This window comes from Pseudomonas aestiva (genome assembly GCF_039908605.1).
Lineage (GTDB): Bacteria > Pseudomonadota > Gammaproteobacteria > Pseudomonadales > Pseudomonadaceae > Chryseomonas > Chryseomonas aestiva.
Genome location: NZ_CP150916.1, coordinates 401972 through 427538, shown reverse-complemented (window position 1 = coordinate 427538; position 25567 = coordinate 401972). Strand labels below are relative to the sequence as shown.

22 protein-coding genes are annotated in these 25567 nt (G+C 66.4%); 12 read left to right on the top strand and 10 right to left on the bottom strand.

Translation table 11 applies throughout. The features are described 5' to 3' along the window. Positions 1-29: 29 nt before the first annotated feature. The 3 genes from AABM56_RS01945 to AABM56_RS01935 all read left to right on the top strand — a co-directional run bounded on the left by AABM56_RS01945 (position 30) and on the right by AABM56_RS01935 (position 6581). Positions 30-1811, top strand: a complete 1782-nt coding sequence (locus AABM56_RS01945) for a GspE/PulE family protein (protein WP_017639492.1) — start codon at positions 30-32, stop codon at positions 1809-1811. Between the two features lie 38 nt (positions 1812-1849). Next, positions 1850-6193 carry a PAS domain S-box protein gene (locus AABM56_RS01940; RefSeq protein WP_263259104.1) on the top strand — a complete coding sequence of 1448 codons (4344 nt, stop codon included), beginning with the start codon at positions 1850-1852 and terminating at the stop codon, positions 6191-6193. A 73-nt stretch (positions 6194-6266) separates the two neighbouring features. Further along, positions 6267-6581 (top strand): DUF2388 domain-containing protein, encoded by a 315-nt coding sequence (locus AABM56_RS01935; protein WP_017639490.1) that lies wholly within the window; start codon positions 6267-6269, stop codon positions 6579-6581. Between the two features lie 79 nt (positions 6582-6660). On the opposite strand, the gene gcvH is transcribed toward AABM56_RS01935, so the two are convergent. Together gcvH and AABM56_RS01925 are read right to left on the bottom strand one after the other, a co-directional pair. After that, positions 6661-7044, bottom strand: coding sequence for a glycine cleavage system protein GcvH (gene gcvH / locus AABM56_RS01930; RefSeq protein ID WP_133860538.1), 384 nt, complete (start codon positions 7042-7044; stop codon positions 6661-6663). A gap of 77 nt (positions 7045-7121) precedes the next feature. After that, the gene (locus AABM56_RS01925) at positions 7122-8165 is read right to left on the bottom strand and encodes a glycoside hydrolase family 5 protein (RefSeq protein WP_133860537.1); all 1044 of its coding nucleotides are present in this window, start codon (positions 8163-8165) and stop codon (positions 7122-7124) included. 442 nt (positions 8166-8607) lie between these two features. On the opposite strand from AABM56_RS01925, the gene AABM56_RS01920 reads away from it, so the two are divergent. The 4 genes from AABM56_RS01920 to AABM56_RS01905 all read left to right on the top strand — a co-directional run bounded on the left by AABM56_RS01920 (position 8608) and on the right by AABM56_RS01905 (position 12831). Continuing rightward, on the top strand, positions 8608-9936 hold the full coding sequence (locus AABM56_RS01920; protein WP_178083886.1) for a sorbosone dehydrogenase family protein: 1329 nt from the start codon (positions 8608-8610) through the stop codon (positions 9934-9936). A 124-nt stretch (positions 9937-10060) separates the two neighbouring features. Further along, on the top strand, positions 10061-10735 hold the full coding sequence (locus AABM56_RS01915) for a response regulator (protein ID WP_133860536.1): 675 nt from the start codon (positions 10061-10063) through the stop codon (positions 10733-10735). Beyond that, positions 10732-12108 carry a HAMP domain-containing sensor histidine kinase gene (locus AABM56_RS01910; protein WP_133860535.1) on the top strand — a complete coding sequence of 459 codons (1377 nt, stop codon included), beginning with the start codon at positions 10732-10734 and terminating at the stop codon, positions 12106-12108. The genes AABM56_RS01915 and AABM56_RS01910 overlap by 4 nt, the downstream gene beginning before the upstream one ends. 108 nt (positions 12109-12216) lie before the next feature. Beyond that, positions 12217-12831 carry a glutathione S-transferase family protein gene (locus tag AABM56_RS01905; protein WP_133860534.1) on the top strand — a complete coding sequence of 205 codons (615 nt, stop codon included), beginning with the start codon at positions 12217-12219 and terminating at the stop codon, positions 12829-12831. Positions 12832-12838: 7 nt separating this feature from the next. On the opposite strand, the gene AABM56_RS01900 is transcribed toward AABM56_RS01905, so the two are convergent. Further along, positions 12839-14095, bottom strand: a complete 1257-nt coding sequence (locus AABM56_RS01900; RefSeq protein ID WP_263259103.1) for an HD-GYP domain-containing protein — start codon at positions 14093-14095, stop codon at positions 12839-12841. Between the two features lie 105 nt (positions 14096-14200). Between AABM56_RS01900 and AABM56_RS01895 the strand changes: the two genes are divergently transcribed. Together AABM56_RS01895 and mdtD are read left to right on the top strand one after the other, a co-directional pair. Further along, positions 14201-15088: an acyltransferase gene (locus AABM56_RS01895; protein WP_133860532.1), complete on the top strand. Its 888-nt coding sequence runs from the start codon at positions 14201-14203 to the stop codon at positions 15086-15088. A gap of 71 nt (positions 15089-15159) precedes the next feature. Continuing rightward, positions 15160-16593, top strand: coding sequence for a multidrug transporter subunit MdtD (mdtD, locus tag AABM56_RS01890; protein ID WP_133860531.1), 1434 nt, complete (start codon positions 15160-15162; stop codon positions 16591-16593). A gap of 87 nt (positions 16594-16680) precedes the next feature. On the opposite strand, the gene AABM56_RS01885 is transcribed toward mdtD, so the two are convergent. Beyond that, positions 16681-16890: a cold-shock protein gene (locus AABM56_RS01885; RefSeq protein WP_133860530.1), complete on the bottom strand. Its 210-nt coding sequence runs from the start codon at positions 16888-16890 to the stop codon at positions 16681-16683. 410 nt (positions 16891-17300) lie between these two features. Between AABM56_RS01885 and AABM56_RS01880 the strand changes: the two genes are divergently transcribed. After that, complete coding sequence (locus AABM56_RS01880) at positions 17301-17993, top strand: HAD family phosphatase (protein ID WP_133860529.1); 693 nt, start codon at positions 17301-17303, stop codon at positions 17991-17993. 43 nt (positions 17994-18036) lie between these two features. On the opposite strand, the gene AABM56_RS01875 is transcribed toward AABM56_RS01880, so the two are convergent. Both AABM56_RS01875 and AABM56_RS01870 read right to left on the bottom strand, forming a co-directional pair. Next, the gene (locus AABM56_RS01875) at positions 18037-19251 is read right to left on the bottom strand and encodes an NAD(P)-dependent oxidoreductase (RefSeq protein ID WP_178083894.1); all 1215 of its coding nucleotides are present in this window, start codon (positions 19249-19251) and stop codon (positions 18037-18039) included. 287 nt (positions 19252-19538) lie between these two features. Next, a complete protein-coding gene (locus AABM56_RS01870) occupies positions 19539-21032 on the bottom strand; it encodes a lipid II flippase MurJ (protein WP_347883808.1) in 1494 nt (497 codons plus the stop codon). A 316-nt stretch (positions 21033-21348) separates the two neighbouring features. Here AABM56_RS01870 and AABM56_RS01865 point away from each other — a divergent pair, with 316 nt between their 5' ends. Together AABM56_RS01865 and AABM56_RS01860 are read left to right on the top strand one after the other, a co-directional pair. Further along, positions 21349-21603, top strand: coding sequence for a YebG family protein (locus tag AABM56_RS01865; protein ID WP_007161283.1), 255 nt, complete (start codon positions 21349-21351; stop codon positions 21601-21603). Positions 21604-21659: 56 nt separating this feature from the next. After that, positions 21660-22613 (top strand): nucleoside hydrolase, encoded by a 954-nt coding sequence (locus AABM56_RS01860; protein ID WP_133860526.1) that lies wholly within the window; start codon positions 21660-21662, stop codon positions 22611-22613. Between the two features lie 82 nt (positions 22614-22695). Here AABM56_RS01860 and fba read toward each other — a convergent pair whose 3' ends face one another. The 4 genes from fba to AABM56_RS01840 all read right to left on the bottom strand — a co-directional run bounded on the left by fba (position 22696) and on the right by AABM56_RS01840 (position 25565). Continuing rightward, on the bottom strand, positions 22696-23760 hold the full coding sequence (gene fba, locus AABM56_RS01855; RefSeq protein ID WP_059316498.1) for a class II fructose-bisphosphate aldolase: 1065 nt from the start codon (positions 23758-23760) through the stop codon (positions 22696-22698). A 118-nt stretch (positions 23761-23878) separates the two neighbouring features. Then, on the bottom strand, positions 23879-24208 hold the full coding sequence (locus AABM56_RS01850) for an MliC family protein (protein WP_133860525.1): 330 nt from the start codon (positions 24206-24208) through the stop codon (positions 23879-23881). Next, a complete protein-coding gene (locus tag AABM56_RS01845) occupies positions 24205-24396 on the bottom strand; it encodes a hypothetical protein (protein ID WP_133860524.1) in 192 nt (63 codons plus the stop codon). The genes AABM56_RS01850 and AABM56_RS01845 overlap by 4 nt, the downstream gene beginning before the upstream one ends. 5 nt (positions 24397-24401) lie before the next feature. Continuing rightward, positions 24402-25565, bottom strand: a complete 1164-nt coding sequence (locus AABM56_RS01840) for a phosphoglycerate kinase (protein WP_133860523.1) — start codon at positions 25563-25565, stop codon at positions 24402-24404. Positions 25566-25567: the final 2 nt, after the last annotated feature.

Sequence of the window (25567 nt, the reverse complement as noted above, 5' to 3'; positions counted from 1 at the left end):
CGGTGCGACCACCTTTCCAAGGAGTCCAGATGTCCGCCATAGCTTCCCCTTCCGCTGATCGTTGGCTCGACCTGGGCGACATCCTGCGCGAGCTGGTCAGCCAGCAGCGGATCGATCAGCAGACCGCCGAGCAGTGCCTGCTCCTGCGCCGTGGCTCGGCCAATCCGCAGCAGCATCCGCTGGAATTCCTCGCGGCGCAGAGCGTGGACGACCTCAGCCGCCCGGGGCGCAAGCTGGATCTGGACAGCCTCACCCGCTGGCTCGCCGAGTATTCGGGCCAGCCCTTCTACCGCATCGATCCGCTCAAGGTGGACGTGGCCTCGGTCACCCCGCTGATGTCCTACGCCTTCGCCCAGCGCAACAAGATCCTCGCCGTGGCGGTGAGTCCGGACGAGGTGACGGTGGCCAGCGCCCAGCCCTTCGTGCACAGCTGGGAGAGCAACCTCACCCATGTGCTGCAGCGGCCGATCAAGCGCGTGGTGGCCAGCCCCGCGGACATCACCCGCTACACCCAGGAATTCTTTCGCCTGGCCCGTTCGGTCACCGGTGCCTCGGCGGTGGAGCAGAAGACCAGCGGCGTCGGCAACTTTGAGCAGCTGGTCAATCTCGGCGCCGCCGATGGCGAGCCGGATGCCAACGATGCCCACATCGTCAATATCGTCGACTGGCTGTTCCAGTACGCCTTCCAGCAGCGCGCCAGCGATATCCACGTCGAGCCGCGCCGCGAACAGGGTGCGGTGCGCTTTCGCATCGACGGGGTGCTGCACACCGTCTACCAGTTCCCCGCCCAGGTCACCCTGGCGGTGGTCAGCCGGATCAAGAACCTCGGCCGCATGAACGTCGCCGAGAAGCGCAAGCCCCAGGACGGCCGGATCAAGACGCGCATGGCCGGCGAGAAGGAAGTCGAACTGCGCCTGTCGACCATGCCCACCGCCTTCGGCGAAAAGCTGGTGATGCGGATCTTCGACCCGGACGTGCTGCTCAAGAGCTTCGACCAGCTCGGTTTCTCCGCCGACGACCTGCGCCGCTGGGCCGGCATGACCGGGCAGCCCAACGGCATCATCCTGGTCACCGGCCCCACCGGTTCGGGCAAGACCACCACGCTGTACACCACCCTCAAGCAGCTGGCCACGCCCGAGGTGAACGTCTGCACCATCGAAGACCCCATCGAGATGGTGGAAGACGCCTTCAACCAGATGCAGGTGCAGCACAACATCGAGGTGACCTTCGCCAGCGGCGTCAGGGCGCTGATGCGGCAGGACCCGGACATCATCATGATCGGCGAGATCCGCGACCTGGAAACCGCCGAGATGGCCATCCAGGCGGCGCTGACCGGGCACCTGGTACTTTCCACCCTGCACACCAACGACGCCCCCAGCTCGGTGAGCCGGCTGATCGAACTGGGCGTGCCCTACTACCTGATCCGCGCCACGGTGCTGGGCGTCATGGCTCAGCGGCTGGTGCGCACCCTCTGTCCGGCCTGCAAGACGCCCACCGAGCTGGACCCGGCCGCCTGGCAGGAGCTGACCAAGCCCTGGAACGCGCCGCTGCCAACCGGCGCCATGCAGCCGGTAGGTTGTCCGGAATGTCGCGACACCGGCTATCGCGGTCGTGCCGGGGTATACGAAATCCTCACCCTCTCCGATAGTCTGCGCGAACTGGTGACGGCGGATACCGACATCACCGCGCTGCGGCGGCAGGCGTTCAAGGAAGGCATGCGCAGCCTGCGCCTGTCCGGTGCGCAAAAGATCGCCGCCGGCTTCACCACCGTGGAAGAAGTCCTGCGCGTCACGCCCCAGAGCGAACGTTAAGGCCCCAGCAGCCCGCGAGCGGAACAAGGATAGCAGCCGTGCAGACAACCGTCGTGAACCCTGCCGTGGGTGCCGAGGACGCCGAGCAGCGACGCCGTCGCCAGGAGGTCCTGGCGGCCTATGGCCTGCTCGACAACCAGCCGGAGCCGGCTCTCGACGATCTAGTGGAGCTGGCCGCCACCCTCTGCGAAACCCCCATCGCCGCAGTCAACCTGCTGGGCGAGCAGCAGCAGCTGTTCATCGCCGAACGCGGCCTGGGTGTGGCGGAAATCCCCCTGGCCCTGTCCTTCTGCCAGTACCTGCACGCTGCCCGGGAAGCGCGGCAGATCGAAGACCTGAGCCAGGACCCGCGCTTCATCGACAACCCCCTAGTAAGGGATCCGGCCGGACTGAGATTCTATGCCGGAGCCCCGCTGCGGACGGCCGAAGGCGTCTTTCTCGGCACGCTCTGCGTGCTCGACTGGCAACCGCGCGAACTGAGCGCCGCGCGCCTGACCGGCCTCGAACGCCTGGCGCGCCAGGTGCTGCGCCTGCTCGAGGCCCGGCTGCAGGCGGCGCCGGCGCGGCACAGCACCCTCGACGAAACCCACTATCGCGCCCTGATGGACGTCAATCCGCAGATCATCTGGTTCGCGCGGCCCGATGGCAGCTTCGAATACGCCAATCGCTACTGGTACGAATACAGCGGCCTGAGTCCGGCCAACGTGGTCGCCGATCCCGATCTCTGGACCGATGCCATCCATCCCCAGCAGCGTCCGCAGCTGTTGCGGCGCTGGCGCGAGGTGCGCGAGCAGAGAGTCGCCGGCAGCCTCGAATTGCAGCTGCGCGACGCCGAGGGCCACTACCGCTGGTTCGAAACCCGCACCATGCCCTTCACCAACGCCAGCGGCGAGATCGAGCACTGGGTCGGCGTGGCCCAGGACATCGACAGCCGCAAGCGGGCGGAAACGGCGCTGCGGGAGAGCGAGGCCTTCGCCCATCTGCTCCTCGAATCGACCCACGAAGGCTTTTGCGCCCTGGATCGCGAAGGGCGCGCCACCCTCTGCAACCGCGCCTTCCGGCAGATGCTCGGGCTGCCCGAGGAACGCGACATCCTTGGCGAGCGCCTGGACACCCGGCTCAGCTCCGCCCGCAGCGAGGATGGCGCCCGGGCCCTACAGCGCGCCGCCAGCGAAGGCGCCACCCTGCACCTGTCCGCCGACGCCCTGCTGCGCGAGGACGGCAGTCTGCTGCCAGTGGAATGGCGCGCCCAGCCGCTCTGGCGCGACGGCGAGGTCCAGGGCGCCATCTGCACCTTCGTCGATCTCAGCGAACGCATCCGCAGTCATGATCGCCAGCGCTTTCTGCTCGAACTGGGCGACCTGCTGCATGGCGTGACCCACACCGGCGAAGTCGCCTCGGTGCTGGGCGACAGCCTCGGCCATCTGCTGGCCGTGCAGCGCATCGGCTATGCCCGGGTCGGTCGTGACGGCAGCCTGACCATCGACAGCGACTGGCTCGAACAGGGGCGAACCCATCGTCTCAACCTGCCCAGCCTGGGTCACTGGCACACCTCGGCGGTGCAGGAATTGCGCCGCGGCATCATCGTCAGCGTGGAAGACAGCGCCCAGGACAGCCGCCTGGGCGAGATGCGCGCCCAACTGGTGGACCATGGCGTACGTGCCGGCCTGGTGGTGCCGCTGCTGGCCGAGGAACAGCTGGTCGGTCTGCTGTTCCTCTATGCCGATACGCCGCGTCACTGGACCATCGGCGACGTGGCCCTGGTGCGCGAGGTGGCCGAGCGCATCCGCATCGTCATCGAACGCACCGCCGCGGCCGACGCCCTGCGCCTGGCCGAGCAGCGCATCGCCCTGGCCATGGACGTCGCCGACCTCGGTGTCTGGGACTATGACATCGACCGCGACCTGATCAGCTGGGATACCCGCCTCGCCCATCTGGTCGGAGCGGGCGAGCGTCGTTGCACGATGCGCGGCGCGGCCCTGCTGCACGCCCTGCATCCGGCCGATGCGCCCCGGGTACGCGCCTATGTGACGGCCGCCATCCAGGGCGGTGGCAATGCCTATGACCTGCGGCTGACCTTTCGGGTACGAGGTTCGCGCCAGGGCGAGCCGGTATGGCTGAGCATCCGCGGGCGTGAACGCCTGGAGCCCGGTGGGCGCCGGCGACTGGTGGGTATCGCGCGCGACATCACCCGCGAACGCCACGACGCCGATCGCATCAGCGAGACCAATCGCCAGTTGCGGCGGCAGATCGAGGAGCGCCGCGAAGCCGAGGCCCGCCAGCATGCCCTGATCGAACTGGGCGATCGCCTGCGCGAAGGCGATCCGGAAAGCACCGGGGTCGCCGCCGCCCTGGAGCTGGTCGGCACCCGGCTGGGCCTGCGCCGGGTCGGCTATGCCCGTCTGGACGAGAGCAGCGGCGCCTTCGTCCCGCAGCAGCTGTGGACGCCCAACGGCAGCTTCGACCAGGCCCTGGCCTATCCGCTGCTCGCCTCCGACCACCTGGGCAACCAAGACGGCGCAGCGCCCCTGGTCATCGACGATGTCAGCCAGGATCCGCGCGCCCAGGCCAATGCCCAGCGCCTGCTCGATCTGGAGATCGCGGCGCTGGTCGACATCCCGCTCTACGAGGATGGCCGCCTGCGCGCGCTCTTCGTCGCTCATGACCAGCGCGCCCGGCTATGGACGGAAGGTGAGGTGCAATTCCTGCGCGATGTCACCGACCGGCTCTGGTCGGCCATCTGCCGGCAGCGCTCCCAGGACGCCCAGCGCGAGAGCGAGGGTCGCTTCCGCCTCATGGCCGACAGTGCCCCGGTACTGATCTGGGCCTGCGATGCCGACGGCCAGCTACAATTCGTCAACCAGCGCTTCGCCAGCGAATTCGATCTGCACGACGCCGATCTGCACGACCAGGGCTGGAGCGCCCTGCTCCCGGACAGTGAATGTCCGGCCTTCGAAGGTGCCTTCAAGCAGGCCGTCGCCACCCACAGCGCCCTGCGCGCCGAGGTGCGGGTGCGCAATGCCCAGGGCGAATGGCGCTGGCTGCGCCTGGAAGGCACCCCGCGCCTGGAGCTCGATGGCGAATTCCACGGTCTGGTGGGCTGTGGCGTGGACGTCACCGAAGCGCGGCAGACCACCGACCAGCTGGAACAGCGCATCGCCGAGCGGACCCAGGAACTGGGGCGCAGCCACGCGCGGCTGATCGCCGAGATCTACGAGCGTGAGCGCACCGAGGAAGCCCTGCGCCAGTCGCAGAAGATGGAAGCCATCGGCCAGCTCACCGGCGGTATCGCCCACGACTTCAACAACATGCTCACCGGCATCGTCGGCGCCCTCGACCTGATCCGCCTGCGCATCGCCAACGGCCGCACTCAGGACCTGGACCGCTACATCAATGCTGCGGTCAATTCGGCCGACCGTGCCGCCGCCCTCACCCATCGCCTGCTGGCCTTCGCCCGCCGCCAGACCCTGGATCCGCAGCCGGTGGACGTGCACCAGCTGGTCGCTTCGCTGCAGGATCTGCTGGTGCGCACCGTGGGCGAAAACGTCGCCCTGCGCCTGGATCTCGCACCGGTCGCCTGGCTCGCCCACAGCGATACCCACCAGCTGGAAAACGCCCTGCTCAATCTGGTCATCAATGGTCGCGACGCCATGCCCACCGGCGGCGAGCTGTGCATCGCCACCGCCAACCTCAGCCTGGACGCCGAGGCGGCCGCGCGCGAATCCCTGACTCCGGGCGACTATGTCCGGCTGAGCGTGGCCGACACCGGTACCGGCATGCCACCGGAGGTCAAGGCCAAGGCCTTCGAGCCCTTCTTCACCACCAAGCCGGCCGGCCAGGGCACGGGGCTCGGCCTGTCGATGATCTACGGCTTCGTCAAGCAGTCCGGCGGCACCGCGCGCATCGATACCGAACAGGGCCAGGGCACCACCATCAGTCTCTATCTGCCGCGCCATCCCGAGGTGGCGGCGGCCAGCACCGATCAGCCAACACTCAAGGTCGCGCCCCGCGCCGAGGCCGGCCAGACCGTGCTGGTGGTGGAAGACGAATACGCCGTGCGCATGATCGTGCTGGAGGTGCTCGCCGAACTGGGCTACACCGCCCTGGAGGCCAGCGATGCCGACGGCGCCCTGCCGATCATCGAGAGCGATCAGCGCCTGGACCTGCTCATCAGCGATGTCGGCCTGCCCGGCATGAACGGTCGCCAGCTCGCCGAGATCGCCCGTGGCCGGCGGCCCGAGCTCAAGGTGCTGTTCATCACCGGCTATGCCAAGAACGCCAAGGTGCGCGGCGAATTCCTCGGCGAGAACATGGACATGCTGATCAAGCCGTTCGACATCGATGCCCTGGCCGAACGCATCCACAGCATGATCCAGCGCTAGGCTGATGCAGAGTTCTGGAACTCAGCGGACGTCTGAGCTCTCTATAGGAGACCTCAAGAAGGAGATCTCATCCATGCGCCTGAAGAAGCTTGCTCTGGTTTCCCTGATCGGTCTGCCGCTGCTGGCCGCGACCACCGCCGCCAATGCGGACGCGCGGTTCTGGCGGCATGCCGCGACCCTGGGGGCGACCTCCGGCTCGTTCTATACCACCAGCCGTGACGATCACAAGATCGTCGCCGCCACCCAGGACGACGCCAGCTCCTACCTGGCCAGCAATGGCCAGATCCGCGGCCCGTACCTGGAAGCCGCGCTGCGCGACATGCGCGCCGCCGAGCCGGGCCTGCAGGCCAGCGACAACGACCTCGCCATGCGTATCCTGACCCAGTAAGGGCCAGGCAAAAAAGAACCCCGCGCGGCTTGGCCGGCGGGGTTCTTTTTTGCCTGGAATCCGGGCGGCGAAAGATGCCTCAGCTTTCGCTGGCCGCGCGATAACCCTCGGCGTCGAGCAACCTGTCCAGCTCGGCCGCATCCTGCGGCTTGAGCTTGAAGAACCAGGCGCCATAGGGCTCGCCATTGACCTGCTCGGGCGCGTCGGCCAGCGCCTCGTTGACGGCGATCACCTCGCCGCCCACCGGGGCATAGATGTCCGAGGCCGCCTTGACCGACTCCACCACCCCGGCCTGGTCACCGGCGGCGAGGGTCTTGCCGACTTCCGGCAGTTCGATGAAGACCACATCGCCCAGGGCTTCCTGGGCGTGGTCGGAAATGCCGACGGTCACGCTACCGTCGGCTTCCAGGCGGGCCCATTCGTGGCTGGCGGCATAACGCAGGTCGGCGGGAATCTGGCTCATGAGAGGTCCTCGGGGCTGGCACGGTTAAAAGGCAAGGGTAGCCTGCCGACCCCGGGGACCGCCATCGCCGGCCGGGCTTAATTAGGGCCGATGCTCGCGCAACTGCGGTTGTCGACGTACTTCTTCAGGGTGGCCCACTGGGGTCGATCCACACCGTTGATGGGTTCCACCGCCAGATTGTAGTTGCCCCAGCCCGGACCGGCGGCCCAGTAGCTGGCCGGAATGCAGTGCTGCTTGAGATAGGCCAGCATGTTGTCCATGGCCACCAGCCAGCGCGGATCGTCGTCCGGCACGCCGAATTCACCGATGTAGCCCTGCTTGCCGTTCTTCTTCAGCCAGTCGACGAAGGGCTTGACGCGATTCACCCCGACCATGGGGTCGAAACCGCTCATGTCCTTGCTGGCGTACTGGCCGCCGCCGTCATTGTCGAAGTAGACGTGGGCGGAAAAGATCAGCTTGTTGGCCGGGTCCTTGAGCGCCAGCAACGGATCGTTCCACTGCGGCCAGCGAGCGGCGCTGGACCAGCCGTTGCCCTCGACGATGATGGGGTGGACGCTGTCCACGGTACGGATGCCGTTGATGCCGTGCTGGGCGGCGATCGGCCAGAAGGCCACGGCGTCGTGGGGCTCGTTCATGATGTCGTAGCCAAAGAGCGCCGGATGCTTGCCGAAGCGGAAAGCCAGGCGATAGGTCACGTCCCAGTAGTTGAAATAGCTGACCTTGCCGGCGCCGATGACCTCGCCGCGATAGCGCGCATAGTTGTGCAGGTCGAGGATCACCTTGACGCCGTATTTCTGGGCGTAGTTGAGCGTCTGGGTGACCAGGGCGCCATAGTCCGGATCCAGCGTGGCATTCAGCCTGGGCTGGATGCGCTCCCAGATGATCGGAAAGCGCACCAGCTTGATGCCCTTGGCGCTCCAGTCCTTGAAGTGCTGTTCGCTGGGGAAGATGTAGTTGCGGTTGTTGAGACCGGGCAGCACCTGGCTGGCGAAGCCGGCACCGGAAAAGTTGAGGCCGACCAGCTCGACCGCCTGGGCCGAACCTAACAAGGCGCTGCTCAGGGCCAGGGTACCGGCCAGCCGCAGGGAAAACTGGCGCAAGCGCCGGGTAAGGGATTGCATGACTGCACCTGTGAAAGAGAAAGACTCCTCGCCCCCGCAAGCTAGCGGGTTCTGGCGTAGGCGAGCTCAGGCGGCCGCGTCCGGTTGCGGCGCCACTGGGTGCGACTTCGTCGTCATTGTTGGGGCAGCTATCGGCGCCCCAGCCGCCAGCTTTAGAGATTTTTTCCTGCAAAAACAGCCAGTTACGCATTGATTCACGTCAGATAGCCGCCACTTTTCCATACACGCCAGCGCAGTCAGGCTAACGCCTTGAATCGGCACGACTTTCTGTATCCGTAAAAGGACGGGGGAGGAGCTGCGGCACGCAAAAAGACCGATAGACCGAAAGCAGTCATTTCCAAAACCGCTCGGAACGAGCCTGCCGGTTATGCTCCAGAACCGGGCCCGGAACGTTCCCCGGACGCCGCGCTCTATCCTGCGAGCCCTTCGCGAGAGCCCCGCCATGTCCCTGAGCGCGCCCCATCCCTTGCGTACCCTGGCCCTGACCTTGGCCGTCGTGATCCTGGTCGGCTGCGGCGAGACCGCGCGGCTGCAGCGCGAAGCCGGATATGGCCCGACCCCCACCTTGCCGGAGCCCCACAAGACCCTGCTGCCGACCATCAACGTGGCGCCGGCGATCGGTTGGCCCGAGGGCGGCAAGCCCATTGCCGCGCCCGGCACCCAGGTCCAGGCCTTCGCCCGCGGCCTGGACCATCCGCGCTGGCTCTATGTGCTGCCCAATGGCGATGTGCTGGTGGCGGAAAGCAATGCGCCCGGGCGCGATGATTTTCCCGGCATCAAGAACTGGATCGCCGGCCTGTTCATGAAGAAGGCCGGCGCCGGGGTACCCAGCGCCGACCGCATCACCCTGCTGCGCGATGCCGACGGCGATGGCGTCGCCGAGACCCGCATGGTCTTCGCCGAGCAGCTGCATTCGCCCTTCGGCATGGCGCTGGTGGGCGAGGACTTCTATGTCGCCAACGCCGATGCCCTGGTGCGCTTCACCTACCGCCCCGGGGCGACTCACCTGGAAGGTCCGCCGGTGACGGTCACCGACCTGCCGGCCGGCATCAATCACCACTGGACCAAGAACGTCATCGCCAGTCGCGACGGCAGGAAGCTCTATCTCACCGTGGGCTCCAACAGCAACGTCGGCGAAAACGGTCTGGACATCGAGCAAGGCCGCGCCGCCATCTGGGAGCTGGACCGCGCCAGTGGCCAGAAGCGCCTGTTCGCCACCGGCCTGCGCAATCCCAATGGCCTGGACTGGGAGCCCACCACCGGCAAGCTGTGGACGGTGGTCAACGAGCGCGACGAGATCGGCAGCGACCTGGTGCCTGACTACGCCACCTCGGTGCAGGATGGCGGCTTCTATGGCTGGCCCTACAGCTACTGGGGCAAGACCGTGGACAGCCGGGTGCAGCCGCCCCGTCCGGATCTGGTGGCCAAGGCGCTGACCCCCGACTATGCCCTGGGCACCCATACGGCCTCCCTGGGCCTCGCCTTCGCCAGCGCCGACAGCCAGTTGCCGACGGCTTTCCGCCAGGGGCTGTTCGTCGGCCAGCACGGTTCCTGGAATCGTGATCCCAAGAGCGGCTACAAGGTCATCTTCGTGCCCTTCCAGGACGGCAAGCCCAGCGGCCCGCCGCGGGACCTGCTGACCGGTTTCCTCAATGGCAAGGAGGAAGCTCAGGGGCGGCCGGTCGGGGTGGTCAACGATGGTCGTGGCGGCCTGCTGGTGGCCGACGACGTCGGCAACACCCTCTGGCGGGTCAGCGCCCAGCGCCCCTGAGCGTTGTTAATCCGCCCTTAAGCGCCTTGGCCTAGGCTGGAGGCTGACCATCCCGGAGGTGGTCACCGCTCTTGCCGAGGCCGGCCCGGAGCGGTACAACCGCTCAACCGCCTGGGAAAATCCGATGAGAATACTGCTGGCCGAAGACGACATGCTGCTGGGCGACGGCATCCGCGCCGGTCTGGCGCTGGAAGGCGATACCGTCGACTGGGTGACCGATGGCCAGGCCGCCCAGGCGGCGCTGGAAACCGATCCCTTCGATCTGGTGGTGCTCGACATCGGCCTGCCCCGCCGTTCGGGACTCGAGGTCCTGGCCGCCCTGCGCAAGCGCGGCGACGCTACCCCGGTGCTGATCCTCACCGCCCGCGACAAGGTCACCGACCGGGTCACCGGCCTGGACACCGGCGCCGACGACTACCTGACCAAGCCCTTCGATCTGGACGAACTGCTCGCCCGGGTGCGCGCCCTTACCCGGCGCAGTGCCGGCCGGGCGCTGCCGCAACTGGAACACAACGACCTGCGGGTCGATCCGGCCACCCACCGGGTGACCCTGGCCGGTCAGCCGGTCGAACTGGCACCGCGCGAATACGCCCTGCTGCGCCTGCTGCTGGAAAACATGGGCAAGGTGCTCTCGCGCAATCGCCTGGAACAGGCGCTCTATGGCTGGGACGGCGACGTCGAGAGCAATGCCATCGAGGTCCATATCCATCACCTCAGGCGCAAGCTCGGCACCAGCCTGATCCGCACCGTGCGCGGCATCGGCTACGGCATCGACCAGCCCGAGCGGCCGGCTCCATGACCGACGGCCCGGCCGTCTCGCTGCGGCGGCGTCTGCTGACGCTGCTGCTGTGTGGCATCTTCGCCTGCTGGCTGATCGCCGCCCTGGTGACCTACCAGCTGGTGCTGCGCCAGGTGAATCGCCTGGCGGATGAAGACATGCTCGACTTCGGCTCGGCCGCCCTGCACCTGGCCACCCTGAGCGAGGGGGGCGACCACAGCCTGCCGCCCGCGGCGCGCGCCCTGGAACGCAGCCGCACGGCCATCGCCGACCTGCCGCTGTTCAAGCGCCGCAACGCCCTGGGCTATCTGCTGCAGGCCGGTGACCAGCGCCTCGGCACCCCCGCGCCGCCCGCCGGCCTGGCCGACCAGCCACCCGGTTTCAGCAGTCTGCTGGCCGAGGGGCAGCACTGGCGCGTGCTGCGCCTGAGCAGCGGCGACGGGCGCATCTGGATCTACGAGAACTTGGCCGATCGCCGCGGCGCCACCAACCTGCTGCTGCTCGGCTCGCTGTTCCCCCTGGCGCTGGCCCTGCCAGTGCTGGCCGCACTCATCTGGTTCGGCGTCACTCGCGGTCTCGACCCCCTGCGCCAGCTGGCGGCGCAGATCAAGCAGCGTTCCGCCCAGCGCCTGGAGCCCCTGGCGCTGAATCAGGTTCCCCTGGAAGCCGCGGTCCTGGTCGAGGAGATCAACGCCCTGCTGCAGCGCCTGGACGGCGCCCTGGAAGCCGAGCGGCGCCTGACCAGCGACGCCGCCCACGAGATCCGCACGCCCCTCGCCAGCTTGCTGACCCACACCCAGGTCGCCCTGAGGTCCAGCGATCCCCAGGCCCACGCCCGCGGCCTGGTGCAGGTGCGCCGCAGCGCCGAACGCATCAGCCAGCTGATGGAGCAGATCCTGCTCCTGGCCCGCCTGGACAGTGGTGCCCTGCAGGAGCAGTTCGTCCCGGTCCATCTCGGCCGGCTGGCGGCGGATACCCTGTCGGAACTCGCGCCCCTGGCCATCGAGAAGAACATCGACCTGGTGCTGGAGGATCAGGAGGTCAAGTTGTCCGGCATTCCCACCTGGCTGAGCGTGCTGCTCACCAACCTGGTGGGCAACGCCATCCGCTACACCCCCAGCGGGGGTCAGGTACTGGTGCGGGTCGTCGAGGACGTGCCCGGCCGGGTACGCATCAATGTCTGCGATAGCGGCCCCGGGGTCAGCCCGGAAGAGCGGGCGGTGATCTTTACCCGTTTCTACCGCAGCGAGAGTGCAGGTCAGAACGTCGGCAGCGGCCTGGGCCTGCCCATCGTCAAACGTATCGTCGAAATCCATGGCGGCAGCCTGCACCTGGGCGAAGGCCTGCAAGGACGCGGGCTGGGGGTGTACGTCGAGCTGCCCGGCCTGGCCTGATCCGGCCAGCTACGACCAAGGCCATCTTTTATCCGGGCCGGCCTAGGGCTTACAGTGCAGGGATTCGCCACAAGCGAATGCAGTCCTGCATTCTGGAGAGCCCGGCCCATGTCCATGATCCTGTACCACACTCCCGCCTCGCCCTTCGGTCGCAAAGTCGTGGTGATGCTCCACGAGACGGACCTGATCGAGCAGGTGGAAGTGGAAATCGTCCAGCAGACGCCGCTCAATCCCAATCGCGATGTTCTCGATACCAATCCGGCTGGCAAGATTCCCGCCTTGCGCCTGGCCGATGGCACCTGCCTGCACGACAGTCGCGTCATCCTCGACTACCTGGACACCCTGCACGAGCGCACCCCGCTGATCCCGCGCCAGGGTCCGGAGCGCTGGCGCCGCCTGACCCTGGCTTCGCTGTGCGACGCCATGATGGAAGCCGCGGTGCAGATCCGCTACGAGAGCTTCATGCGCCCGCCGGGCATGCAGTGGAAGCTCTGGCTGGACAACCAGCAGGAGAAGATCGCCCGGGCGCTGGACTACTTCGAGCGCGAGGCGATCGCCGAGCTGGACGGCGAATTCGACGTGGCCTGCCTGGGCATGGCCTGCCTGCTGGGCTATCTGGACTTCCGCATCCCCACCTTCGCCTGGCGCAGCGACTGCCCGCGCATCGCCGCCTGGTACGCCCGTACCGGCGAGCGCCCCTCGCTGCAGACGACCCGCCCCTGAGCCGGCGCTAGGCCTGCTGCCAGAGCCGCTCCAGGTTGCGAAAACCCCACTCCTCCGGATCCTCCCGCCGCACGATGCGCTCATCGGCGGGTGGCCGGGCGAGATCCAGCAGCCGCTGCGGCAGCGGGGTACGCGAGCGGGCGGAAAAGAACACCCGCACCTGCGGGGTCAGCAGGCTGTCCGGGTGCTGCTCGACCACCACCGCCAGCTGCTCGTTGCTCAGTCGGACCAGGGAACCGATCGGATAGATGCCCAGCGTCTTGACGAAGGCCTGGAACACCCGCGGATCGAAATGCCCCTTCCACTCCGCCATGCGCCGGATCGCTTCGGCGGGACTCCAGGCGGTCTTGTAGGGCCGGGTCGAGGAGATGGCGTCGTAGACGTCGCAGACCGCGGCGATGCGTGACAGCAGACTGATCTGCGTACCGGCCAGGCCATGGGGATAGCCGCTGCCATCGAATTTCTCATGATGGTGCAGGCAGACGTCGATGACCTCCGCGGTCGCACCCCACTGCTGCAGCAGGGCGACGCCCTCCGCGGGATGCCGCTGCATCACGGCGAATTCCTCCTCGGTCAGCTTGCCCGGCTTGTTGAGCACCTCGAGAGGGGTGCGCATCTTGCCCACGTCATGCAGCAGGCCGGCCTGGCCAGCCAGTTGCACCTGGTCCGCCGGCAGCTCCATCTGCCGTGCCACCGCCGTCATGAGGGCACAGACCGACACCGAATGGATATAGGTATACTCGTCGGCCGTGCGCAGCCGCGTCAGGCTGATCAGCGCCGTGGGATGCCGCAGCACCGACGCCGAGATCTGCTCGACCACGGTCGCCACCTCGCTCAGCTCGATGGCCTGGCCCAGGCGCACGTCCTGGAACAGCCGCGCCACCTCCTGCTTGGCGTGGGCGCTCACGGCGGAAGCCTGGGCCATTTCCTGCGGACAGCTCAGGGCGGCGCCTGGCGCGGTGCCGACAACCGGGACCGGAGCGGCGACTGGGGGCACCTCGGGAGCAATGGCCGGCGCGGCGACGGGCTCGGAGAGCAGCACCGGATCCACCGCGGGCGGGCACTCCGCTGGCGGCGGGCAATCCAGCCCTTTCGCGATATCGATCCACACCGCGGTCACGGCGCTGTCCTGGATCTTCTGCAGGTCGCGCGGTTCCTGGAGCAGGAACCGCGCCTTCCAGAACGGATGGTCGATCCAGCTGCCTTCGAATCTGTGGATGTACATGCCGAGGCAGACCTCGGCACTGGTAACCTTCTTGAGCATGGCGTTCACTTCGCAGCTGATCGGCAGCAGCCATCCAGAGCAGATGATCGCAAAATGCTATGTCACGCCAAAGACTATCGCCCCAAGTTCTAGACGAGAGAATCCATGCACCTCCTGACCGGTATCACCGTCTCTGCGCTGCTCCTGCTGAACACCCTGGTCATGATCGGTCCGCTGCTGGCCTTCGCCCTGATCAAGCTGCTGCCCATCGTTGCGCTGCGCGACCTCTGCTCCCGGGTGGTCACCGCCATCGCCGAGACCTGGGCCGAGATCAACAAGGTCATCTTCGCTCGGCTCACCCCTACCGCCTGGGACATCCGCGGCACCGAGACGCTCAACCGCGACAGCTCCTACCTGGTCATCTGCAACCACCAATCCTGGGTCGACATCCCCGCGCTCATCGAGACCTTCAACGGCAAGGTGCCCTACTTCAAGTTCTTCCTGAAGAAGGAGCTCATCTGGGTGCCCTTTCTGGGGCTCGCCTGGTGGGGCCTGGATTACCCCTTCATGAAGAGATACACCCGCGCCCAGCTGGCCCGCCGCCCGGAACTCAAGGGCGCGGACCTGGCCATCACCCGCCGCGCCTGCGAGAAATTCCGCCGCCAGCCAGTGACCATCGTCAATTACCTGGAAGGCACGCGCTTCACCGCCGCCAAGCATGCCGAGCAGCACTCGCCCTATCGCCACCTGCTCAAGCCCAAGGCCGGCGGCATGGCCTTCGTCCTCGCCGCCATGGGCGAGCAGCTGGACACCCTGCTGGATGTCACCCTGGTCTATCCGGACGGTCGCGTGCCCGGCTTCTGGGACCTGCTCTGCGGACGCGTCAAACGCGTTATCATCGATATTCGCGCGCGACCTCTGGATCCGGCGCGCTGGGCGGGTGACTACAGCGAAGATGCGGAATTTCGCGCAGGCTTCCAGCAGTGGGTCAGCACGCTCTGGGCAGAGAAGGACCAGCGGATCGAGGCGCTGCTAGATTCCCGCTCGCGCTGATCGAGCGGGGCACCCTGCCGCGTGCAGACAGTCAGAGAGCGGGTAGTCGGCTGTCTCGACAAGGATCTCCCATGCCCACCCCGACGCTGGATACCACCACGACCCGCTGGCTTCCCTGGCTGATCGCCGTCGCCTTCTTCATGCAGTCGCTGGACGCGACCATCGTCAACACCGCCCTGCCGCGCATGGCCGCCGACCTCGGCGAGAATCCGCTGCGCATGCAGGGGGTGGTGATCGCCTACCTGCTCACCGTCGCGCTGCTGATTCCGGCCTCCGGCTGGATCTCCGATCGCTTCGGCAGTCGCCGCGTCTTCTTCACCGCCATCGCCCTCTTCACCTTTGGCTCGCTGCTTTGCGCCCTGGCGCCCAGCCTCAACCTGCTGATCGCCGCCCGGGTGATCCAGGGACTCGGGGGTTCGCTGATGCTGCCGGTGGGGCGCCTGGTGATCCTGCGCGTCTATCCGCGCAGCGAGCTGGTGCGCATCCTCAGCTTCATCACCATTCCCGGCCTGATCGGTCCCCTGGCGGGCCCGGCACTGGGCGGCTGGCTGGTGGAAGCCGTGTCCTGGCACTGGATCTTCCTGATCAACCTGCCGGTGGGCATCCTCGGCTGCCTGGCCACCCGCCGCCTGCTGCCGGATCTGCGCAGCCCCCTCCCGCAACGCTTCGACGGCCTGGGCTTCCTGCTCTTCGGCACCTCCATGATCCTCATCAGCGTCGCCCTGGAAGGCCTCGGCGAACTGCACCTGCCCCATGTGCGGGTGGTGCTGCTGCTGATGGGCGGCATGGCCTGCATGGTCGCCTACTGGTTGCGCGCCCTGCACCACGACCAGCCGCTGTTCTCCGCCGAGCTGTTTCGCATCCGCAGCTTCGCGGTGGGCATCTTCGGCAATCTCTTCGCTCGCCTCGGCAGTGGCGCCCTGCCCTTTCTCATCCCGCTGCTGTTCCAGGTGGGCCTCGGCTATTCGCCGACCCAGGCCGGTCTGCTGATGATGCCCCTGGCGCTATCGGCGATGCTGGCCAAGCCCATCGCCGGCCCGCTGATCGGGCGGCTCGGCTATCGGCGCCTGCTGGTGGGCAACACCCTGCTGCTGGGGTGCCTGATCGCCAGCCTCGCCCTGATCGGCCCTGGCACGCCCTTCGTCTGGCTGCTCATCCACCTGGGTATCCTCGGCGCGGTGAACTCTATGCAGTTCACCGCCATGAACACCATCACCCTCATCGACCTGCACGACCAGCAGGCAGCCAGCGGCAACAGCCTGCTGTCGGTGGTGATGCAACTGGCCATGAGCTTTGGCGTCGCATGCGCCGCCGCCCTGCTGGGCGGTTTCCAGGACGACTATGGGGACACCGAGGTGCTGTCCGCCTTTCGCGCGACCTTTCTCAGCGTCGGCGCCCTGTCGATGCTGGCGGCGGCGATCTTCCTGCAGGCCTCGCGCGAGACCGGCCGGCGGGTTAAGCCGCTGGCGGCCGAGCCGGAAAAGAGCGCGCAGAACGTGGAGTGAGGCGGCCGGCCGCGCCGGTCCAACCGGCAGAAACGAAAAACCCCGGCCTGGCCGGGGTTTTTCGTGAGCTTCGGGCGCTGTCAGGTGTCAGACGACCTGTACGCGCTCTGCCTGCATGCCCTTCTGGCCTTGCACGACTTCGAAGCTGACCTTCTGACCTTCAGCCAGGGTCTTGAAACCAGTGCCTTCGATGGCGCGGAAGTGCACGAACACGTCCGGACCGCTCTCGGGAGTGATGAAGCCATAGCCTTTGGTTTCGTTGAACCACTTGACGGTACCGTTCTGACGATTCGACATGACGGGTGTTGCTCCTTGGAAGCACGAGTTTGTTATTGACACTGGCTGGCGCGGTAATGCGTTGCATTGACCAGACGCCCGGTACTGAGTTGCAAGGAGTAACAAGAATCGAGCAGCAAGGGGTGGACGAAGAGCCTACCGCCTCAGGTCACGATCGACGGCGACCCAAGCAAACACAGTTCTCGAACTCTACGCCATATTTTTCTGGAAAGCGATTACCCTCCGGAGGGCGAAATCCTTTTTGACAAGGGCTGTTTTGTCACCTCGCGCAAGGTACTGTCGAGCCGGTTTTCGACCACCCGGACAGCCCTGCAAAACCGCAGCCAGACTGCCTCGCCGCAGTCTGGCGTAGCTCTCGAAAGGCCTCGGGCCCGTTGCTCCGCCCTGAAATCCCCCTGCAAGGAATACCGATGAACGTCACCCCTGTGGAACTGCTGATCAGCGATTGCGATGGCGTGCTGGTCGACAGTGAAGTCCTCGCCGAACGGGTCGTCCTCGACGGCCTGGCCGCCCATGCACCGCGCGCTGAACTCGAGGCCCTGCTGCACGGCACCTTCGGCCTGACCACCCGGGATATCTTCGCCCTGGTCGAACAGCGCTTCGGCATCACCCTGCCGCCGGCACTGTTCAGCGACCTGCGCGCCCAGGCGGAAACGCTGATCGCCACCAGCGTCGAGCCCATTCCCGGGGTGAAGCGGGCCCTGGAGAGCATCGACCTGCCGCTGGCGGTTGCCTCCAACAGCCTCAGGCACAGCGTCGAATCCTCGGTCCGCCGGGCCGATCTGGTGGCGCGGGTAGCGGGCCACATCTTCAGCGCCGACATGGTCGCCCAGCCCAAGCCGGCACCCGATGTCTATCTGCTCGCGGCCAGGACCCTGGGCGTCGCGCCAGAGCGCTGCCTGGTGATCGAAGACAGCGCCACCGGCGTGCGTGCGGCCCTGGCCGCCGGCATGCGCGTCATCGGCTTCACCGGCGCCAGCCATATTCCGCCGAGCCACGGCGAGACCCTGAGCGCCCTGGGCGTCACCGCCCTGATCGCCCACATGGACGAATTGCCCGCGACCGTCGCCCGCCTCCGCGCCGCCGCCAACGGCGGGCAATGAAAAAGGGGCCCTCAGGGCCCCTTCGCTTTCCGCGTCAGCGGAATCAGGACAGGACCGCCCCTACCGCCTTGGGCAGTGCCACCGGTGCCAGATCGGCCGTTGCGTTCCAGGTCGCCTCGCTCAGCTGGGTTTCCAGCAGCTGGCGATGGATCGCCTCACGGTGCTGCTGCAGGACGATGTCCAGGGCGCGGCTGGGCGTCAGTTCGACGTCGTCGAAGGTGACGATCTGACCCGGCTCCATGGCCCGCTTCAGCACGCTGTGCTTGAGCAGGCCGATCGGCAGGTGATCCGGGCACTCGGCGATCTTCACCGCTTCGCCGCGCACGCTGTAGCCACCGATGCCGCGCTCGATGATGTCGCCAGCCGCCATGGGCTTCTTCATGATGGCGGCCACGCTCAGGGTCGGCGTGGTGGAGTTGTTGAGCAGGATCTTGCCGCCGGCGATCACGCGACGCAGGGTCTTGCCGACTTCCAGGGAGCACAGGTGGAAGGGGCGTACCAGGACATAGTACGGACCCTTGCCCAGCTTGAAGTATTCGATGGCACCGGCCTGGTCTTCGTCATGACGACCGACGACGAAGACGCCACCCGCGGAGTAGCCGCTCGGGATCACGTAGTCGACGATGGGCGTGCCCAGTTGCTCGGCCATCTGCGCCAGGATGTTCGCGCTGTCCTGCAGGTTGGTCGAGTTGAGGCCTTCCAGACCCTGGCGGGTGATGGTGGCGCCATAGTTGTTGCCCACCACCACCTGCTCGATCTGCACCTTGGTGCCATCGGTGAAGGAGGTGGTCTGGTCGACGCTGGTGCCCTGGCGCGCGGACCAGTAGGCCATGTCTTCCGGCGTCGGATTATGGTTCAGATAGCCCTTCATGTTGCCGTAGACCAGCGGCTTGAAGCCCATCTGCACGGCTTCTTCGTGCAGTGCCGCCAGCGAACCCGGCTGGTCGCCCTCGGCCTCGGTCAGGAAACCCTTGCCGGCCAGGTAGGAACCGGTCGTCACCTGCAGTTCGGCATTGATGGTGACCACCTTGATGCCGGCCTCGAAGGCGCGCTCGATGATCTCGGTACCGTGGTAGGGGTCGCCACTGCATTCCACCAGCAGATCGCAATGATCGACGAGATCCGCCACCGACTGGGTGAGCGCCTCGGTCAGCGGATAGTCGGTAACCGTGGCGATGGGCCGGCGGGTCAGGACGCGGGTCACGGTCATGTCGTCATAGTGACGGCTGATGAGCCGGGCCAGGCAGCGCGAGATCATGCCGGTACCGACGATGCCGATACGGGTGACAGGGGATTGGGAGGACATAGGATCGATTCCTTTCAAAGAGAATGTCGGTGGCGAGCAAGACCACCATGCGAAGTGCCGACCCCAACTGCGTGTCCGATCTCTTGCAAATGGAAAAACCGCTTCCATCAGAAATTCTATGACTGGGATCAATCTTTCCGTGCGACTCGAAGCCAAATCAAAAATTCATGACTTCGTAACAGATAGCGACCAATGGCCGCAGATCGCCACCTTTTTCCTAGCCGTACAGTGACGGCGGTTCAACTCGTCGGTTCTGCGCGCCCCGCACCGTCAGCACCGCGCGCCCAATAGCCGCGGCGGAACAGGTCACGTTCGCCCAGCGCCAGCAATAGCACCAGGAACCCCAGCATCGCCACGCTGATGCTGACGATCAGCTCCAGCAGGTCGACCGGCTTGGGCAACAGGAAAGTCAGCAGGGCCACCGCACTGCCGGCGCTGAACCAGCGCAGCAGCAGCGACAGGTGCAGTCCGGCCAGGGCGTGGCGATAAAGCGCCAGCGCCATGAACACGGCCTGCAGGAAGGCCCCGGTGGTAAAGGAATAGGCCAGCCCCTGGGCGCCGAACGGCTGGTACACAGCTGCGTCCAGTGCCACGGTGATGAAGGAGCTGGCCAGGGTGGTATAGAGGAAGGTGCGGGCGCGCTGCTGCGACAGCAGGGCACGCCCCCACAGCAGGGCCAGGCCCATCCAGGGCAGGCCGAGGGCATAGGCCACCACCAGGGTCGCGGTCGCCGCGCTCTGCTCGGCGCCAAAGGCTCCGCGCTCCAGCAGCACCTTGACCACCGGCTCCGAATAGCTGAACAGCACCACGGCGGCCGGCACCAGGAACAGCAGGGTGCCGAGCAGCGCCTTGCGCATCAGCGCGCTGTACTTGTCGACATTGCCCTCGTTCCAACTGCGGGTCAGCTCGGGAAAGATCATCGCCAGGATGGACAGCGCATAGAGCGTCAGCGGAATGGTCACGATGCGGTAGGAGAAGGACAGCATGGTGATATTGCCCTCGGCCAGCAGCGAGGCGAAGAAGCGCTCCGCCAGCATGCAGCCCTGCTGAGCGCCGGCGGCGAGCAGCACCGGCGCGAAGGTCACGGCGAAGGGACTGCCCTCGGGCTTCTCGAAGGCTACCGAGCGCTGGCTGAGATAGCCCAGCCGCCGGTGCTGGATGACGATCAGCAGCACCTGGGGCAGCAGCATGCCGGTGAACAGCGCGATGCCACTAGGCTGCAGGATGACGATGGCCAGGATGGCGCCCAGATTGAGCATCAGGGTGCGGGTCATCGGCAGGATGAAGATGCGATCCAGGTTGAGCAGCGCGCCCTGGCAATAGAGGATGGCCTGCACGCAGATCAGCAGGGTGCCGACGGCGAAGACCAGCTTGCCGGTCTCGACCTGCTCATCGCTCCAGCCTGGGGCCAGGGCATGCATCAGCCAGGGACTGGCGAGGACACCGATCACCGACAGCAGCAGGCCGAACAGGCCGATGCGCCAGTACAGCCAGCGACCGACCTGCTCGTACTGGGCGTTGCAGCGGTCACGGATGCGTTGCAGATAGGGAATCATGGCATCGCGCAGGGCGAGGCCGAAGAAGCTCTCGAAGAACACCGGCAGGATGAGCGCGACAAAGATCAGGTCGGCTTCCCAGCTCACGCCGAATTGCCGGGCGATCAGCAGGTCACGCAGGAACCCCAGCAGGAAGCTGGCGACGGTGATGGCCAGGATGATAAGCGTCGAACTCACGCCCGCACCTCGGTCGGCCACGACAGGCCAAGCGCAGTAGTACGCAGACGGATAGGGAAGGCGTGCATTGAGCGGTCTCGTTCCGTGAGCCGGAGGTGATCCGGAGAATGGCGAGCAGGGCTGCCCGTTTGGTCCAGACTCAGAGACCAGCTTCCGCGCTTAAGTTTCCCGAAGCAATTCCAGAGACACGCAGAAATGTCGAACGATTGGCAAATTGCCATGACTGGCTGGCGCCTGACCGCCGAGCGGTAGTCCTTGCAATCGCCGCGCAAGCCGAATACTGTATATATAACCAGATACAGAAACGAGGTGACGCATGGCCGTCGAAGTGTTGTATCGCAGCAGCCGAGATCCGGAGCGCCTGTTCATGGATAAAGCCGAAGCCGATCGTCACGACAAGATGTTGGAGCTGGCCGAGTCGCTCGCCAGCGTGCTGGACAAGGCCGTACCCGGTCTTGCCGAAAAGCAGTGCGAAGACCTGGGTCTGTTCATGGCCCGCAATCGCGAGGTCTTCGCCCGCGCATTTCGCAACCAGCCGGATGCATTGGGCGAGTTGGACCTGCCCAGCTAGCAAGGGGCGCCGCCCCTCGGGTAGCCTGGGAAGAGATCTGAGCCGGAGAAAGCCTCTTGTCCCTTCCCATCATCTTCGATACCGATCCTGGCGTGGACGACGCCCAGGCCATCGCCCTGCTGTTTGCCGATCCCGCCTTCGAGGTGATCGGCCTGACCACGACCTTTGGCAACGTGCCGGTCACCACGGCGACCCGCAATGCCCTGCTGCTCACCGAGCTGGCTGGCCGGGACACGCCCGTCGCCGCGGGTGTCGCCGCACCCCTGGTCAAGCCGGCCGGCAACCATGCCCTGCATGTGCATGGCCAGGATGGCCTGGGCAATCAGCAGCTCCCCGCGCCGAGCCAGGCGCCCCACGCCCTGGACGCCGCGCGTTTCATCGTCGAGCAGACCCGCCTGCGACCGGGTGAGATCACCCTGGTGGCGGTCGGGCCGCTGGGCAACCTGGCCCTCGCCCTGGCGCTGGATCCCACGGTCGCCGAGCGCGTCCGCGAGGTGGTGGTGATGGGCGGCGCCATCGTCGAGCCGGGCAACGTCACGCCGGTGGCCGAAGCCAACATCTTTTCCGATCCCCATGCCGCGGCGCGGGTCTTCGCCGCGCCCTGGCCGCTGACCCTGGTCGGCCTCGACGCCACCCACCGCGCCGTCCTCGACCCGCCCCGCCTGCAGCGCATCGCGGCGCGCCAGGGCGCCCTCGGTGAGGTGCTCGCGCGCAGCTATGATTTCTATGCGGACTTCTACCGCAGCGTAAAGGACATCGACGGCTGCCATCCCCATGACAGCTGCGCCCTCGCCTACCTGCGCCGTCCCGAGCTGTTCCACACCGCGCGCGGCCATCTCAGCGTCGGTACCGAAGGCCTGGCGGAAGGCCAGACCTTCTTCGCGCCCGAGGGTCGCGCCTACCTGGACGGGCGCTGGTCCGGCAATCCGCTGGTAACGGTCTGCCTGGGCATGGACGGCGCCGCCATGGTCGCCTGGATGGAAGAGGTCCTGACCGCAACCGAGCGGTAAGGGGTAACACGCCGCCGTTCGGGCTCCAGGCGATCGGCAGGCGAAAAAAAGGCCCCTTACGGGGCCTTTTCTACATCCGGGATCAGTTGACCTTGGGATCCAGTTCGCCGCGCGCATAACGCTCGAACATGGCATCCAGGGAGATCGGCTTGATCTTGGAGGCCTGGCCGGCGGTGCCGAAGGCTTCGTAACGGGCGATGCAGACTTCGCGCATGGCGGTCACGGTCTTGGCCAGGTACTTGCGCGGATCGAACTCGCTGCGGTTCTTGGCCATGAACTCGCGGATGGCACCGGTGGACGCCAGACGCAGGTCGGTATCGATGTTGACCTTGCGGACCCCGTACTTGATGCCTTCGACGATCTCTTCGACCGGCACGCCGTAGGTTTCCTTGATGTCGCCACCGTACTCGTTGATGATCTTCAGCCACTCCTGGGGCACCGAGCTGGAGCCGTGCATGACCAGATGGGTGTCCGGGATGCGCGCATGGATTTCCTTGATGCGCTGGATCGACAGGGTGTCCCCGGTCGGCGGCTTGGTGAACTTGTAGGCGCCGTGGCTGGTGCCGATGGCGATGGCCAGGGCATCGACCTTGGTGGCCTTGACGAACTGGGCGGCTTCTTCCGGATCGGTCAGCAGCTGGCTGTGATCCAGGGTGCCTTCGGCGCCCACGCCGTCTTCTTCACCGGCCATGCCGGTTTCCAGGCTGCCCAGGCAACCCAGCTCGCCTTCCACGGACACGCCGCAGGCATGGGCGAAGGCCACGGTCTGCTGGGTGACGCGCACGTTGTAGTCGTAGTCGGACGGCGTCTTGCCGTCGGCCATCAGCGAGCCGTCCATCATCACCGAGGAGAAGCCCAGCTGGATCGAGCGCTGGCAGATGTCGGGAGTGGTGCCGTGGTCCTGGTGCATGACCACCGGGATGTGCGGGAATTCTTCCACCGCGGCCAGGATCAGATGACGCAGGAAGGGAGCGCCGGCGTACTTGCGGGCACCGGCGGAGGCCTGGACGATGACCGGCGAATCGGTCTTGTCGGCGGCTTCCATGATGGCGCGCATCTGCTCGAGGTTGTTGACGTTGAAGGCCGGAACGCCGTAGCCGAATTCGGCGGCGTGATCCAGCAGCTGACGCATGCTGACGAGTGCCATTGGTGATTATCTCCCTACAAAGGCGGTGGTGGCGCCAGCCTGCATGAGCGGCTGGCAGGGTTCAAGCGGCCGACCCCTGGCCGCCCTGGATTAATCGGTTCAGCTGACATTCGCCCGTTCAAGGCGTCCGGCAGCCGCGGCCGATGAGGTCGTTGTTGGCGATCCAGTAGACGAGGCCCTGGTCGCCGCGGATGTGGAAAGCCACCAGCCCGTCGGTATAGGACTGGCCATCGGTGGCCGGTTCGCGGTTGAGATGGCGGATCAGGCCATCGCCTTCCAGCTTGAGGTCGACGATGGACTGGCTGCGATCCACATAGCGCCAGTCGAAGGCCGCCTTGGAATCGCAGACCCAGTGGGTCCAGCCGCCGGTCTGCTGCGCGCCGCGACCGGCGCAACCGGCCAGCAGGGCGAGACCCAGCAGCCCGAGGGCGAGCGTGCGCCCCTTCACTGGGCGCAACCGCTGGCAGGACGGCTGGCGTTGCCGGTGAGCGTATCGACGCGCTCGCCGTTCTGCGCCGTGGGCGTGGCGGCCGCCGCGGGCGGCGGCGCGAACACCGCGCAGGCCTTGTCGGCATTGCCACCGGCGCAACCGGCCAGCATCAGGACAGCGGAACAGACGAGCAGCGGCATACGCATGGCAATTACTCCTGGGCGCGTTGCTGGAGGACTTCGACGGCCGGCAGGACCTTGCCCTCGACGAATTCGAGGAAGGCGCCACCACCGGTGGAGATATAGGAGACCTTCTCGCCGATGCCGTATTTGTCGATGGCGGCCAGGGTGTCGCCACCGCCGGCAATGGAAAAGGCGTCGCTGTCGGCGATGGCCTGGGCCAGGGTGCGGGTGCCTTCGCCGAACTGGTCGAATTCGAAGACGCCGACCGGACCGTTCCAGAGGATGGTCTTGGCCGATTTGAGCAGGTCGGCGAATTGCTGGGCGCTGACCGGGCCGATGTCGAGGATCATGTCGTCGTCGGCCACGTCGTTGATCGACTTGGTGACGGCTTCGGCGGTCTCGGCAAATTCCTTGGCGACCACCACGTCCACCGGCAGCGGCACGCTGACCTTGGCGGCGATGGCCTTGGCGGTGTCCACCAGATCGGCTTCGTACAGTGACTTGCCGACCTTGTAGCCGGCCGCGGCCAGGAAGGTGTTGGCGATGCCGCCGCCGACGATCAGCTGGTCACAGATCTGCGCCAGGGAATTGAGCACGTCCAGCTTGGTGGAGACCTTGGAGCCGGCAACGATGGCCGCCATCGGCCGGGCCGGATTGCCCAGCGCCTTGCCCAGCGCGTCCAGCTCGCCGGCCAGCAGCGGACCGGCCGCGGCAACCTTGGCGAACTTGGCCACGCCGTGGGTCGAGCCTTCAGCGCGGTGGGCGGTGCCGAAGGCGTCCATGACGAAGATGTCGCACAGGGCGGCATAGTGCTTCGCCAGGTCATCGGCGTTCTTTTTCTCGCCCACGTTGAAGCGCACGTTCTCCAGCAGTACCAGTTGACCCGGCTCGACCTGGACGCCGTTCAGATAGTCCTTCACCAGCGGCACGTCACGACCCAGAGCCTTGCTCAGATAGGCGGCGACCGGTGCCAGGCTGTTTTCCTCGCTGAATTCGCCCTCGGTGGGACGGCCCAGGTGCGAGCAGACGATTACCGCGGCACCCTTTTCCAGGGCCAGCTTGAGGGTCGGCAGGGCAGCGACCAGGCGGGCATCGCTCTTGATCTGTCCTTCCTTCACCGGAACGTTGAGGTCTTCGCGAATCAGGACGCGCTTACCCTTCAGATCGAGGTCGCTCATTTTCAACACGGACATAC